The organism is Streptomyces sp. NPDC055140 (assembly GCF_053607285.1).
Genome location: NZ_JBSGTG010000023.1, coordinates 35,820 through 49,337, shown reverse-complemented (window position 1 = coordinate 49,337; position 13,518 = coordinate 35,820). Strand labels below are relative to the sequence as shown.

Below are 13,518 nucleotides of genomic sequence, written 5' to 3'. Positions count from 1 at the left end.
CCCGCCCCGCCTCTTCGCGGGGTGTGGCGGGGGGGGGTGTCCCCGCGGGGGGCGGGGGCGCGCGTTCGGGGCCGGGGGGCCCGCGGGGGCCCCGCGCCCCCCCCACGCCGGTCAGTCCTCGGGCAGCTCGACCGGCGCGATCTCGTCGTACACGTCACCGGGGCCGGGGTTGGTGCCGTCCGTCGCGCCGCCCAGCTGGTGCATGACGCCCCAGACCGCGTTGAGCGCGGTCTGCACGGCGCCCTCGGCCCAGCCGGCCGTCCAGGAGATGTCGTCGCCCGCGAGGAAGATGCCCCGCTTGTCCTCGGGGAGGCGGTCCTGCATGAAGTGCGTGAACAGGCGGCGCTGGTAGCGGTAGTGACCCGGCAGGTTCGCCTTGAACGCGCCCATGAAGTAGGGCTCGTTCTCCCAGGACACGGTCACCGGGTTGCCGATGATGTGCTTCCGGATGTCGACCTTCGGATAGATCTCGCCGAGCGACTTGAGCATGACCTCCATGCGCTCGTTCGCCGACAGGGGCAGCCACTTCAGGCTGTCGTCGCACCAGGTGTACGACAGGCAGATGGTGGCCGGCTTGTCCGGGCCGTCGTCGAGCAGGTAGGTGCCGCGCGTCATGCGGTCGGTGAGGGTCATGGACATCGTGTCCCGCCCCGTCGGATTTCCCCTGTCGTCGACGGCCTTGTCCAGCCAGAACGGCCGGTCCACGGGGACGAAGAGCTTCGAGCTCTCCATGTAGTGCGTGCGCTCGATCGCCGTCCAGTGGTCGATCGGGAAGAGCGAGTCGTCGCACGCGACCTTGGACAGCAGCATCCAGGACTGCGCGGTGAAGATCGCCGCCTGGTAGGTGCGGATGTCACCCGACGCGTCGGTGACCGTGATGTGGTTGCCCGCCGTGCGGTGCAGCCGGGTCACGGCCGGGCGCGGCTTCCGGCTGTCGTGCAGCTCGGCGAGCGAGGTGCCGTACGCCCAGTGGACGATCTTCTCCGGCTCGCGCTCCCACAGGCGCAGCGGCAGCTGCTGGGAGCCGCCGACGATGCCGCGGTGGTGGTCGTCGGCCTCGGTGTAGACGACGCGCAGGATCTCCAGGATGGAGTTCGGGAAGTCGGTGTCCCAGCCGCCGGTGCCGAAGCCGACCTGGCCGAAGATCTCGCGGTGCCGGAAGGACTTGAAGGACTCGGAGTCGCAGAGGAACCCGTAGAACGTCTGGTTGTCGAGCTTGTCGACGAGCTTCGACCAGATCTCGCGGATGCGCGGCACGTCGCGCTCGCGCATCGCGCGGTTCATGTCGGAGAAGTCGGCGCCCTCTTCGAGGCAGGCGTTCCACGCGTTCATGACGTCGCGGTAGACCTGCGGCAGGTCGTCGACGGTGTTGGCGTAGTGGGACTCGCCCTTGAGGTCGACGACGGTCGACGGGGTCTCGGGGGCGAGCGGGTTGGGGAAGGGCCGCGTCTCGAGGCCGACCAGGTCGATGTAGTGCTGGAGCGCGGTCGACGACGGCGGGAAGCGCATCGCGCCCATCTCCGCGGTCAGCCCGGCTGCCTCGGCGGGGGTGCCCTCGAAGCCGACCGTGCGCAGCCGGCCGCCGATCTCGTCCGCCTCGTACACGACGGGCTTGAGGCCCATCTTCATCAGCTCGTACGCGGCGACGATCCCGGAGAGGCCACCGCCGATGACCGCGACCTCGGTGCCGTGCTCGGTCGCCGGTATCTGACCGAGGCCCGCGGGGTGCGCGAGGAAGTCGTCGTACGCGTACGGGAAGTCCGGCCCGAACATCGTGATGGGGGGCTGCGCGTCGGTGTGCTGGACGGCGTTGGGCACCGTGGACGTCATGGGGTACGGACTCCTTGCGGGAACTGAGGTACTGAAGGTTCGGGGCGGCGGCGCGGGGCTCAGATCAGCGGCGTGTACAGGCCGGGGCGGCGGTCGCTGAGGTACGGGTTGGCGTCGCGGGACGCGGCCAGGAAGGCGGGGTCCACGTCGGCACAGATCAGCTCGTCACCACGGCCGGCGCGCGCCCTGGCGACCCCGTCGGGCCCGGCGAGCGTGGAGAGCCCGACGAACTCGAACTCCCCTTCCTGGCCGACCCGGTTGACGTACGCGACGTACATCTGGTTCTCGAAGGCCCGCACGGGCACGACCGATTCGGCGACGAACTGGTACGGGTGCATCTGGGCCGTCGGTACGAGCAGCAGGTCGGTGCCGGCGAGGGCGTGCGCGCGCACGTTCTCCGGGAACTCGACGTCGTAACAGATCATGAGGCCGATGCGGACGCCGTCGAGCTCGGCCTGGACGACGGCCTGGTCGCCGGGCGTGAACGAGTCGCGCTCGAAGCAGCCGAAGAGGTGGGTCTTGCGGTAGTTCGCGAGGCGGGTGCCGTCGGGGGCGATCAGCTGGGCCGAGTTGAACACCAGCTCCCCGTCGCGCTCCGGGTAGCCGTAGGCCACCGCGACGCCGTGCCGGGCCGCGATCTCGGCGACGGCCTGCGCGGAGGGTCCGTCGGCGGGCTCGGCGAGGCGGGCCACGTCGTCGCCGATCGCGTAACCGGTCAGGAACATCTCGGGGGCCGCCAGGAGCCGGGCTCCGGTCGCGGCGGCGCGGCCCGCGGCCTCGTCGAGCACCTTGAGGTTCTCGGCGACGGACCCGGGGCGGCCGGAGCTCTGGAGCAGGGCGGTGCGCAGCGGCGGCATGGGCGTCCTAGGAAGCGTGCGAAAAGGGGGAGGGGGATCGGATAAGACGGTACGTTTCCGCGGACCGGCGGGACAAGACGGGACTGTTGCGTCTTCTCGTACGATCCGTTGCGCCTGATGGGCCGGCGGCGGCGATTTGTTGCGCGTCCGGGTGAGGCGTCGGTCGCCGTCCGTACGGGGCGGCCTCCGCCGCACGGCGGAGGGGGAAGCCGACCGTGGCCCGACGTGCCGGTGGGGATCCTGGGCTGCACCTGGTTGAGTCCCGACACGGAAAAGACAAAGGTGCCGCGGAGCCTGGGCTCGGCGGCACCTTCGAGACGGTCGAGCAGGGCACCGGCGACTTCACGGTGCTGCCGTGGCGCCTTCGGTGCATCCCGCGAAGTGAGGCGTTACGCGGGCGAGCCCGATGTGTAGCGCCGCATCAGCGGCGACAGGACGAGCACCGACTTGGTCCGCTCCACGAACGGCTCCCCCGCGATCCGTTCCAGGACCCGCTCGAAGTGCCGCATGTCCGAGGCGAAGACCTGGACGATCGCGTCCGCGTCACCGGTGACGGTGGACGCGGACGCGACCTCGGGATAGCGCTCGAGGCCGCGCTTGATGGCCTCGGGCGAGGTGTTGCGGCGGCAGTACATCTCGATGAACCCCTCGGTCTCCCAGCCGAGCGCGGCCGGGTCGACCCTGACCGTGAAGCCCGTGATGGCTCCGGTGGCCCGCAGCCGGTCCACGCGCCGCTTGACGGCGGGCGCGGACAGGCCGACCAGCTGGCCGATGTCGGCGTAGGAGCGGCGGGCGTCCTCGGCGAGGGCGTGCACGATGCGTTCGTCGAGATCGTTCAGCAAGGCAGGTGGTTCACTTCTCTTGGGCAGGCGCGGAGGCGAGTCGGGAGCGACGGGCCCCGTAAAGGAAGTAGAACACGAGGCCGACGGCCATCCACACGCCGAAGACCACCCAGGTGACGGTGGACAGGCTGCCCATCATCCACACGCAGAACCCGAAGCCGAGCGCCGGCAGAATCGGCGAGAGCGGCACCCGGAAGGTGCGCGGCATGTCGGGGCGCGTGCGGCGCAGGACCACGACCGCGATGTTGACCAGGGCGAACGCGAAGAGCGTGCCGATGCTGGTCGCGTCGGCGAGCTGGCCGAGCGGGATCGCGGCGGCGAGGATGCCGCAGAACAGCGAGACGATCACGGTGTTGGCGCGCGGCGCCCCCGTCTTGGGGTGCACCTTCGAGAACACCTTGGGCACAAGGCCGTCGCGGGACATCGCGAACAGGATGCGGGTCTGGCCGTAGAGCACGGTCAGGACGACGGACGCGATGGCGATGACGGCACCGGCGGCGAGCAGCGTCGCCCAGAACGACTGCCCGGTGACGTCCTTCATGATCCCGGCGAGCGCGGCCTCGGAGTCGTTGAACTGCTTCCACGGCTTGGCGCCCACGGCGACGGCCGCGACGAGCACGTACAGCGCGGTGACGATGACGAGGGAGAGCATGATGGCGCGCGGCAGGTCGCGCTGCGCGTTCTTGGCCTCCTCGCCGGCCGTGGAGGCGGCGTCGAAACCGATGTACGAGAAGAAGAGCGTCGCGCCGGCCGCGCTCACTCCGGCCATGCCGAGCGGCATGAAGTGCTCGTAGTTGCCGGACTGGAAGCCCTTGATGCCGATGGCGCAGAACAGCAGCAGCGCCACGATCTTGACGACGACCATGATCGTGTTGGCGCGGGCGGACTCACGGGCGCCGCCGAGCAGGAACGCCATCGCCAGGAGGACGACGATCAGCGCCGGCAGGTTGAAGATGCCGCCGTCGCCGGGGGGCGCGGACAGGGCGTCGGGGATCGTGACGCCGATCGTGCCGTTCAGGAGCTCGTTCAGGTACTCGCCCCAGCCGACGGCGACCGCCGCGACCGAGACGCCGTACTCGAGGACCAGGCACCAGCCGCAGATCCAGGCGATCAGCTCACCCATCGTTGCGTACGCATACGAGTAGGAGGAGCCAGCGACCGGTATGGTCCCGGCCAGTTCGGCGTACGAGAGCGCCGAGAAGAGGGCCGTGAGGCCGGCGATCACGAACGACAGGGTGACCGCGGGGCCCGCCTTCGGGACGGCCTCGCCGAGCACCACGAAGATGCCGGTACCGAGCGTGGCACCGATGCTGATCATGGTCAGCTGCCACATGCCGAGCGAGCGGCGCAGACTGCCGCCTTCGCCCTGGCCACCCTCCGCGACCAGGGCTTCCACCGGCTTGCGCCGCATCAGCCTGGCGCCGAGTCCCGGGGTGAGGGTCTCGGTTGTTCGGGTGCGCGGTGGTGCGCCGTGGTCGAGCACGGGCTGGCTCCTTCATCGCTGCCGGTCAGGTGGGCGCGCGCCGGGAACGGCAAGCAGCGACAGCCCACACCAGACCGGGGACCGCCGAGCAGGCCGTCCCCGCCACGCCACGTACAGCGCCTGACTCTAAAGGGTTTCTCTTCCCAGCTGTAATGCAGCAACCTTGCGTGTACATGCATGAACGTTGCGTGGTGCGCGCGGGTGCGGACGAACGTTGCGCGGTCCGTTTCGTCCGTTGCGTTCTTTTCCGGAAAAAGCGAAACCCCGCGCCCTCGAAAACGGGGGCGCGGGGCCGGGTCCTGCGGTGGAGCGACTAGCTCCAGCTGGCGTGCAGCGGCTTGCCTTCCGCGTAACCGGCGGCCGACTGGATGCCCACGACGGCCTTCTCCTCGAACTCCGCGAGGGAGCTGGCACCCGCGTAGGTGCAGGAGGAGCGGACGCCCGCGATGACCGAGTCGATCAAGTCCTCGACGCCCGGACGCTGCGGGTCGAGGAACATGCGCGAGGTGGAGATGCCCTCCTCGAACAGCGCCTTGCGGGCGCGGTCGTAGGCGGACTCGTCGCTCGTGCGGTTCTTCACGGCACGCGACGACGCCATGCCGAACGACTCCTTGTACAGGCGCCCGTCGGCGTCCTGCTGCAGGTCGCCCGGGGACTCGTACGTGCCCGCGAACCAGGAACCGATCATGACGTTCGACGCGCCGGCGGCGAGCGCCATGGCGACGTCGCGCGGGTGCCGGACGCCACCGTCGGCCCAGACGTGCTTGCCGTACTTCTTCGCCTCGGCGGCACACTCCAGAACGGCGGAGAACTGCGGCCGGCCGACGCCGGTCATCATGCGCGTGGTGCACATGGCGCCGGGGCCCACGCCGACCTTGATGATGTCGGCGCCGGCCTCGATGAGGTCCTTGACACCCTCGGCGGCGACGATGTTGCCCGCGACGATGGGCACCTGCGGGTCGAGGCCGCGGACGGCCTTGATCGCGGAGATCATCGACTCCTGGTGACCGTGCGCGGTGTCGACCACGATGGTGTCCGCGCCGGCGTCGAGGAGCTGCTTGGCCTTGCCCGCCACGTCGCCGTTGATGCCGACGGCGGCGGCGATGCGGAGCTTGCCGTTGCCGTCGGTGGCCGGGGTGTAGAGCGTCGCGCGCAGGGCGCCCGTGCGGGTCAGGATGCCCGCGAGGCGGCCGTCGGCGCCCACGGCGGGGGCGTAACGGCGGTTGGCGTGGTCCAGCTTGTTGAAGGCGTCTCGCGGGTCGATGTCCGCGTCGAGCAGGAGCAGGTCCTTGGACATGACCTCGGTCAGCTGCGTGAACCGGTCGACGCCGGTCAGGTCGGCGTCCGTGACGACGCCGACGGGCCGCTGCTCCTCGTCCACCACGACACCGGCGTTGTGCGCGCGCTTGTTCAGCAGGGCGAGCGCGTCGGCGACGGTCTGGTGCGGGGCGAGGACGATGGGGGTGTCGAGGACCAGGTGGCGGGTCTTCACCCAGGAGATGACCTCGGTGACCACCTCGATCGGGATGTCCTGCGGGATGACGACGAGGCCCCCGCGGCGGGCGACGGTCTCGGCCATGCGGCGCCCGGCGATCGCGGTCATGTTGGCGACGACCAGCGGAATCGTGGTGCCGGTGCCGTCGGGGGACGCCAGGTCGACTGCCTGACGGGAACCCACGGCGCTGCGGCTCGGCACCATGAAGACGTCGTCGTAGGTCAGGTCGTACGCAGGCTGGATGTCGTTGAGGAAACGCACGTGCTGCTCATCCCAGTCGATCAGAGGTGGCCCCCGGGCAGGTCAGCCCGTGGGGGAAAAGCACGTACTTCAGTGTCACATGCCACCGCTACCACATGCCCACGGACGATTACACAGGCGGCCGAGAGGGGGTGTGGTCGGATCCTCCAAGGGTCAGTGCGATCACCAGCCTCGGGTTCCGGCCACGCCTGCGGTCGACCGCGTCGGTGAACACGTCGAGCGCGGTCTCCCAGTCCTCGGGCCTGGCACTGGCGTAGGGCCGCCAGCCCACGACGGACAGGAGCAGCGCCTGCTCACTGCCGTCGGGCCAGAAGGAGACATCGGTCAGGACGTCGAACAGCGCGTCCCAGTTGCGGCCGAACCAGTCCGGCAGCTCCAGGTCGCGCACGCACCGGTCCATGAACCCGGCCTTGTCCTTGACGCCTTCGAGGTCGAGGACGCGAATCCTGTCGGGACCTCCGGTCATCTCAGCACCGCCTTGAACGACTTGTAATGGTCATCGGTGTAGTACGTCTCGTGGCTCTGCCCCATGACGATGCGCCGGGCGCCGCGGTCACGCTCGCCGGGGGTGGGGACGGTGTACTCGTGGTAGTAGCCGCGGCTCTGCCGGGGCAGCTCCCGTTCGAAGTTTCCGAAGACGGTGCCGTCCTTGGCGTACGGGAACGGCCCGCCCTTGTCGATGAGGGTCAGGGTCGTACGGGCCTCGGCGGGGAGCCCGGACTCGGGGACCGTGGGCATGCCCCGCGCCCAGTCGGGCGTGGAGCGGCCCGGGGCGGCCGGTGTGTCCTGTTGCGTGTCCTGGGCGGAGCACCCGGTGACCAGCAGGGCGAGGGCGACGAGGAAACTCCCCAGGAGGAGAGTGGGGAGGCGGGTGAGAGGCCGCGGCAGCATGCCGCCGATGCTGCCACAGCCGCCTCCGGTGAGCGCGGTACGCGACGCGAGTACCGCGCCCAGGGGGGCCTAGACCCCGTCGGGGTCCGCCCGGTTCAGCGCCGGCTTCGGCGTGGGGCCCGCGGTGAGGAGGAAGTCCGCGGCGGCCGTGTCCGTGACGAGGCTGGTGACCAGCCCCGACCTGAGCACCGCGTCGATCGCGGCGGCCTTGCGCTGACCGCCCGCGATGGCGACGACCTCCGGTATCCGCCGCAGGCGGTCCGCCTCGACCGTGATGCACCGCTCGCCCAGGTCTCGGCCGACCCGGCGGCCCTCGGCGTCGAAGAGGTGCGCGGACATCTCGGCGGCGACGCCGAGCGAGGCGTAGTGGGCCCGCTCCTCGTCGCTGAGCATGTCGTGGACGGTGGAGATGCCCGGCTCCCAGGAGCCGATGGAGACGCAGGCGACCGTGACCTTGTCGAAGTACTCGAAGGCGCGGGCGATGCCCGTCTGGCTGCGCAGCGCGGCCGCGGTGGCCGGGTCGGGCAGGAGCATCGGCGCGTAGATCGGGTGTGCCTCGCCGCCGGAGACCTGGGCGGCGCGCCGCACGGCCTCGACGGACCCGCGCTCGGCGGTCCCGGCGTCGTACACGCCCGTGAGCTGCACGACCGTGCAGGGCGGCAGCCGGTCGAGCGCGGCCGCCATGTGGATGGTCGAGCGGCCCCACGCCAGGCCGAGCACATCGCCCTCGGAAACCAGCTCGCCCAGGAGGTCGGCCGCGACCTCGCCGAGGTTCTCGGGGTCGGGCGACTCCTCGGCCTCGGCCGGGGACTCGACCACCACGGCGTGCCGCAGGCCGTAGCGGGCGCGCAGCGCGTCGGAGCGCTCCGCGTCGAGCTCGGCCGGTACGCGGATCTCGATGCGTACGAGATCCCGTTCGAGCGCGGTCTCCAGGACCCTGGCCACCTTGAAGCGGCTCACGCCGAACTCCTCGGCGATCTGGATCTTGGATTTGCCCTCGAGGTAGAAGCGGCGGGCCATGGCCGCCGCCTGCACCAGCTCCGCGGGTCCCATCCGCATCGCTGAGCGACCCGGCGACAGTGCCGACACGGCGATCTCCTCACTGCTGTTCACAACCTGGACTCGCCGTTCATCCTTGCAGATGTGGCGGACTTGATCTGCCCTGATGGGCGGCGTTCACGTTCCCGTGGCTCAGTGGCCGCATGCCCAGGCCGCGGCGGCCGACACCGTCTCCGCCTGCGTGCGTAGTGCACGTACCGCCTGGGCGGGGTCGGCGGCGCCGTAGACGGCGGAACCGGCGACGAAGACATCGGCGCCCGCCTCCGCGCAGCGCTCGATGGTGGAGGCCGAGACGCCGCCGTCGACCTGGAGCCAGAGTTCGAGGCCGTGCTTGCTGATCAGCTCACGGGTGCGGCGGATCTTCGGCAGCATGATGTCCAGGAAGGCCTGCCCGCCGAAGCCCGGCTCGACCGTCATGATCAGCAGCATGTCGAGCTCGGGGAGCAGGTCCTCGTACGGCTCGATCGGGGTCGCCGGCTTGAGCGCCATGGAGGCGCGGGCGCCCTTGGCGCGGATCTCGCGGGCCAGCCGGATGGGGGCGGCCGCGGCCTCCGCGTGGAACGTGACGGACCCGGCGCCCGCCTCGACGTACTGCGGCGCCCAGCGATCGGCGTCCTCGATCATCAGATGGCAGTCCAGCGGGATGTCCGTAGCCCGCGCCAGGGACTCCACGATCGGCACCCCGAGGGTCAGGTTCGGGACGAAGTGGTTGTCCATGACGTCGACATGGAGCCAGTCGGCGCCCTCGACGGCCTTTGCCTCCTCGGCAAGGCTGGCGAAGTCCGCGGACAGGATGCTGGGGTTGATCTGCACGGCCATGACCCAAGACTGCCATGCCCGGCGCCGGTTGCTCCCCCCGGTCCAGACCTGTCTCGCTCCCCGGATGCCGCGCCCTGGCCCCCGTGCCATGCTGAGCGCCCCGGGGAAAGCACCGTGCGGGCAGCCGGAGGACCGCCATGGCGGACGTACCGAAGTCGGCCCGAGGTCGCTCGGTGGCCCGGCCGGTCTGCGGGCGGTGCGCCAAGTGGCTGGTGGTCGCCCTGCGACTCATCGCCCTCGTGGTGGCCGCGCCCCCGCGCAGAAGCTCTCGGACACACAGGACGACGACGCCTCGTCCTGGCCGCCCGGCTCCGCCGAATCCACGCAAGTCCTCGACATCTCCGAGGACTTCAGTCCCGAGAACCGTCCCCGCGGTCATGATCTACGCGATCTCCGCGCGAGTGCGGGGCCCACGGCCCGGGACCGCACGCGGATCACCGAGGGCGTATGACAGATCAAGGCCCTGCACTCCCATGGGGTCCGGGGCCCCGGACCCGCGGCCCGGTCTTCGACAGGCCGGTCCCGGCGGCGGCGCGGGCCACGCAGATGCCTCAGCGCCCACCACCGCACAAACCGCCGGCCCCGGCACCGGACGGCGCGCGGGACCGACGGTCAGCCGTGCGTCGGTGTCACGCGGTGCGCCGGATCAGCGCCAGATACATCGCGTCCGTGCCGTGCAGATGCGGCCAGAGCTGGATGTCGGGGCCGTCCCCGAGCGCCGGTACGCCGGGCAGTAGGGGGCGCGCGTCGATGAGTTCGGCGCCGGGGTGGTGCTTCATGACGTCGTCCACGACGGCGCGGGTCTCGGCGAGGTGCGGCGAGCAGGTCGCGTAGCCGACGACGCCTCCCACCCGTACGGAATCGAGGGCGGTGGTCAGGAGCGAGCGCTGGAGCGGCGCGAAGCCCTCCAGGTCCTCGGGGCGCCGCCGCCAGCGCGCCTCGGGCCTGCGGCGCAGCGCTCCGAGACCGGTGCAGGGCACGTCCATGAGGACGCGGTCGAACGTACCGGGACCCCACGGCGGGCGGGTGCCGTCGGCCGCGATGACCTGGTACGGGCCCGGGTTCCCCGCGAGCGCGTTCGCCACGAGGCGGGCGCGGTGGGGCTGCTTCTCGGCGGCGAGCAGGGCCGCGCCCCGTTCGGAGGCGAGTCCTGCGAGCATGGCCGCCTTGCCGCCGGGGCCGGCGCAGCCGTCGAGCCACTTCTCGTCCCGGCCCTCCAGGGGCGCGTTCGCGAGGGCGATCGCCACGAGCTGGCTGCCCTCGTCCTGGACACCGGCCCGGCCGGTCCGCACGGGGTCGAGCGAGCCGGGCTCACCGCCCTCGGTGAGCCGCACGGCGTACGGCGACCAGCGCCCCGGCAACGCCGACTCCTCGCCGACCTCGTCCAGGACGACGTCCGCGGTCGTCCGGCCCGGCCGCGCCACGAGCGTGACCTCGGGCCGCTCGTTGTCGGCCTCCAGCAGGTCCTCGATGCCCGCCCGGCCGCCGCCGAGCGAGTCCCACAGCGCCGACACGATCCATCGCGGATGCGAATGCACCACGGCGAGATGGTCCTCGGCGTCCTCGTCGTACGGGGGCGCGACCTTCTCCACCCACCCGTCGAGGTCGTCCTGCGCGACCTTACGGAGCACGGCGTTCACGAACTTGGCGCGCCCGTCACCCAGCACGACCCGCGCCAGCTCCACGGAGGCCGACACCGCGGCGTGCGTGGGGATCCGCGTGCCGAGCAGCTGGTGGACGCCCATGTTCAGCACATCGAGAACCGGCGGGTCGACCTCCCGAAGCGGCCGGTCGATACAGGCGGCGACGATCGCGTCGTACGTGCCCTGCCGGCGCAGCGTCCCGTACACCAGCTCCGTGGCGAGCGCCGCGTCACGGGCGTCGAACTTTTCGGGCCCCTCCTTCTCGCGGGCCTTGCGCAGCAGCGGCGGGAGCACGAGGTTCGCATACGCATCGCGCTCGTCCACGGCCCGCAGCGCCTCGAAGGCGAGGTGGCGGACCGGGTCCTTCTGAGGGCGGCGGTACGGCTTTCCCTGCTTCCCGGGGGTGCCGGGCTTACCCGACTTCTGGGGACGCCGGCCGGGCTGGTCGTTCAAAGGTGCTCCGCTGCTGGTATCGGCTCGAACCCATTCAGCCTACGTCGGTCCCGCCCAGGCGCTCGCCCGGGGCGATCCGCACCCCGCGCGCCCAGTCGGCCGCGGCCATCGGCTTCTTGCCCTGGGCCTGCACCCACAGCAGCTCCACCGCGTACGAGCCGGTCCCCACGTACAGGTTCTTCTTGCCGACGGCGAGCTCGCCGGGCGCGAGATCGGTGCGGTCCGGGACCGGGACGGCCTGGATGAGCTTGAGTCGCTCGTCCCGGAAGACGGTCCAGGCGCCGGGCGCGGGCGTGCAGCCGCGGACGACGCGGTCGACGCGCAGGGCGGGCGCCGCCCAGTCGACGTGCGCGTTCTCGACGGTGATCTTCGGCGCGACGGTGATGCCGTCGGCGGGCTGCGGGAGGGCCTTCAGGGAGCCGTCCTCGATGCCGTCCATGGTCGCGGAGAGCAGTCCGGCGCCCGCGAACGCCAGCCGGGTGAGCAGGTCGCCGCTCGTGTCGGTGGGACGCACCATCTCCGTCACCGTCCCGTAGAGCGGCCCGGAGTCGAGCCCCTCCTCGATCAGGAACGTGGACGCACCGGTGATCTCGTCGCCGGCCATGATCGCGTGCTGCACGGGGGCGGCGCCGCGCCAGGCGGGCAGCAGCGAGAAGTGCAGGTTGACCCAGCCGCGCGCGGGGACGTCGAGGGCGACCTTCGGCAGCAGCGCGCCGTAGGCGACGACCGGGCAGCAGTCGGGCGCGATCTCGCGCAGCCGGGCCAGGAACGCCTCGTCGCGCGGCTTCGCGGGCTTGAGGACCTCGATCCCCGCCTCCTCCGCGCGCTCGGCGACCGGACTGGCGACGAGCCTGCGACCGCGGCCCGCGGGAGCGTCCGGCCGGGTGACGACCGCGGCGACCTCGTGACGGCCGGAGTCGATCAGGGCGTCCAGAGCGGGAACGGCGACCTCGGGGGTGCCTGCGAAGACGAGCTTCATAGGTGTCTTTCGGCCTCTCGGGGCAGGGACTTGACGGGCAGCACACCAGTCTATGGCCGTTCCACGGACCCGTTCCCTCCGTTATTCGGGGCCGCCCGTCCATGGGGGCGTACGCAGCGACGCGCGCCCTGCGCATATGCGCATACGCCCCTCCAGCGTGACCCCTCACCAACTGGCGCGTTGGTCAAGGAAGAGTTGACCAACCAAGGGCCACAGATGCGGCCCGATCCGTTTCAACGCCGGTTTCGAGAGGCTTGTTCATGGCCGACCACGCAACCCACGACGCCCAGGCACGGGCCAGCCTGCACCTCCTGGTACGGGACATCGAGCGGGTCCGCCGGCAGGTGGACGCACTGCGCACCCTCACCGCCCAGCTCGGCAACGTCTACCGCCCGCGCCGCTCCGGCCCCTCCGCGGGCTTCGTCGTCTACGGGCGCGCTCCCGCCCCGACCGTCCGCCTGGCCCAGGAGCTGCGCGACAGCGTCGAGACCCTGGTGACCGCCGCCGTCGACTTCGACCGCTCGCTGGGCTTCTCGTGGGACGCCGTGGGCTCCGCGCTCGGGGTGACGAAGCAGGCCGTACACCGCCGGTACGGGGCCCGCAGGGCCGCGGCGCAGGCGGCGGCCGACGCCGAGCGCGCCACGGAGACCGTGGGGACACGGCCCCCCGTCCCCATCGGCACGGCGACGATCCCGTCCGTCCCCGCCGCCCGCTCCATGCCCACGCAGCCGACAGCGGGCAGTCAGGCACTCCGCGAGGACCCCCGCCCGACGGCCTTCCCCGGCCCGCGCAACGGCTGACCTCACTCACCGCCTTCCCGCGTGTCAAGTGCGGGGAGGCGGAGGTGTATTGGGGTGCGCAGCGCGTTCTTTCGGGGCGGCACCCGGGTCAGGCCGATTGCCACCG

At 71.4% G+C, this 13,518-nt stretch carries 12 protein-coding genes; 1 reads left to right on the top strand and 11 read right to left on the bottom strand.

The window, feature by feature from the left end:
* Positions 1-111: 111 nt before the first annotated feature.
* From ACWFR4_RS34530 to fmt, 11 genes are all read right to left on the bottom strand, one after another.
* Positions 112-1,830, bottom strand: a complete 1,719-nt coding sequence (locus tag ACWFR4_RS34530; protein ID WP_382482359.1) for a flavin monoamine oxidase family protein — start codon at positions 1,828-1,830, stop codon at positions 112-114.
* A 59-nt stretch (positions 1,831-1,889) separates the two neighbouring features.
* Positions 1,890-2,687 carry a carbon-nitrogen hydrolase family protein gene (locus ACWFR4_RS34525; RefSeq protein WP_453469383.1) on the bottom strand — a complete coding sequence of 266 codons (798 nt, stop codon included), beginning with the start codon at positions 2,685-2,687 and terminating at the stop codon, positions 1,890-1,892.
* A 389-nt stretch (positions 2,688-3,076) separates the two neighbouring features.
* Positions 3,077-3,529 carry an Lrp/AsnC family transcriptional regulator gene (locus ACWFR4_RS34520; protein WP_100597439.1) on the bottom strand — a complete coding sequence of 151 codons (453 nt, stop codon included), beginning with the start codon at positions 3,527-3,529 and terminating at the stop codon, positions 3,077-3,079.
* A 10-nt stretch (positions 3,530-3,539) separates the two neighbouring features.
* Complete coding sequence (locus ACWFR4_RS34515; protein WP_453466519.1) at positions 3,540-5,012, bottom strand: amino acid permease; 1,473 nt, start codon at positions 5,010-5,012, stop codon at positions 3,540-3,542.
* Positions 5,013-5,325: 313 nt separating this feature from the next.
* Positions 5,326-6,768, bottom strand: coding sequence for a GuaB1 family IMP dehydrogenase-related protein (locus tag ACWFR4_RS34510; RefSeq protein ID WP_453466520.1), 1,443 nt, complete (start codon positions 6,766-6,768; stop codon positions 5,326-5,328).
* 109 nt (positions 6,769-6,877) lie between these two features.
* Complete coding sequence (locus ACWFR4_RS34505; RefSeq protein WP_453466522.1) at positions 6,878-7,234, bottom strand: barstar family protein; 357 nt, start codon at positions 7,232-7,234, stop codon at positions 6,878-6,880.
* Positions 7,231-7,659, bottom strand: coding sequence for a ribonuclease domain-containing protein (locus ACWFR4_RS34500; RefSeq protein ID WP_453466524.1), 429 nt, complete (start codon positions 7,657-7,659; stop codon positions 7,231-7,233). The genes ACWFR4_RS34505 and ACWFR4_RS34500 overlap by 4 nt, the downstream gene beginning before the upstream one ends.
* 69 nt (positions 7,660-7,728) lie before the next feature.
* On the bottom strand, positions 7,729-8,772 hold the full coding sequence (locus ACWFR4_RS34495; RefSeq protein ID WP_326776733.1) for a sugar-binding transcriptional regulator: 1,044 nt from the start codon (positions 8,770-8,772) through the stop codon (positions 7,729-7,731).
* A 78-nt stretch (positions 8,773-8,850) separates the two neighbouring features.
* The gene (gene rpe / locus ACWFR4_RS34490; RefSeq protein WP_453466526.1) at positions 8,851-9,537 is read right to left on the bottom strand and encodes a ribulose-phosphate 3-epimerase; all 687 of its coding nucleotides are present in this window, start codon (positions 9,535-9,537) and stop codon (positions 8,851-8,853) included.
* A gap of 629 nt (positions 9,538-10,166) precedes the next feature.
* Positions 10,167-11,633, bottom strand: a complete 1,467-nt coding sequence (locus ACWFR4_RS34485; protein WP_453466528.1) for an RsmB/NOP family class I SAM-dependent RNA methyltransferase — start codon at positions 11,631-11,633, stop codon at positions 10,167-10,169.
* 34 nt (positions 11,634-11,667) lie between these two features.
* Positions 11,668-12,612: a methionyl-tRNA formyltransferase gene (gene fmt, locus ACWFR4_RS34480; protein ID WP_453466530.1), complete on the bottom strand. Its 945-nt coding sequence runs from the start codon at positions 12,610-12,612 to the stop codon at positions 11,668-11,670.
* Between the two features lie 260 nt (positions 12,613-12,872).
* Between fmt and ACWFR4_RS34475 the strand changes: the two genes are divergently transcribed.
* Positions 12,873-13,412 carry a hypothetical protein gene (locus ACWFR4_RS34475; RefSeq protein ID WP_116503442.1) on the top strand — a complete coding sequence of 180 codons (540 nt, stop codon included), beginning with the start codon at positions 12,873-12,875 and terminating at the stop codon, positions 13,410-13,412.
* Positions 13,413-13,518 lie beyond the last annotated feature (106 nt).

Bases quoted from the DNA above. Each gene is read 5' to 3' on its own strand.
- ACWFR4_RS34530 (WP_382482359.1), bottom strand. From the start codon at position 1,830: ATGACGTCCACGGTGCCCAACGCCGTCCAGCACACCGACGCGCAGCCC.
- ACWFR4_RS34525 (WP_453469383.1), bottom strand. From the start codon at position 2,687: ATGCCGCCGCTGCGCACCGCCCTGCTCCAGAGCTCCGGCCGCCCCGGG.
- ACWFR4_RS34505 (WP_453466522.1), bottom strand. From the start codon at position 7,234: ATGACCGGAGGTCCCGACAGGATTCGCGTCCTCGACCTCGAAGGCGTC.
- ACWFR4_RS34500 (WP_453466524.1), bottom strand. From the start codon at position 7,659: ATGCTGCCGCGGCCTCTCACCCGCCTCCCCACTCTCCTCCTGGGGAGT.
- rpe (WP_453466526.1), bottom strand. From the start codon at position 9,537: ATGGCCGTGCAGATCAACCCCAGCATCCTGTCCGCGGACTTCGCCAGC.
- fmt (WP_453466530.1), bottom strand. From the start codon at position 12,612: ATGAAGCTCGTCTTCGCAGGCACCCCCGAGGTCGCCGTTCCCGCTCTG.
- ACWFR4_RS34475 (WP_116503442.1), top strand. From the start codon at position 12,873: ATGGCCGACCACGCAACCCACGACGCCCAGGCACGGGCCAGCCTGCAC.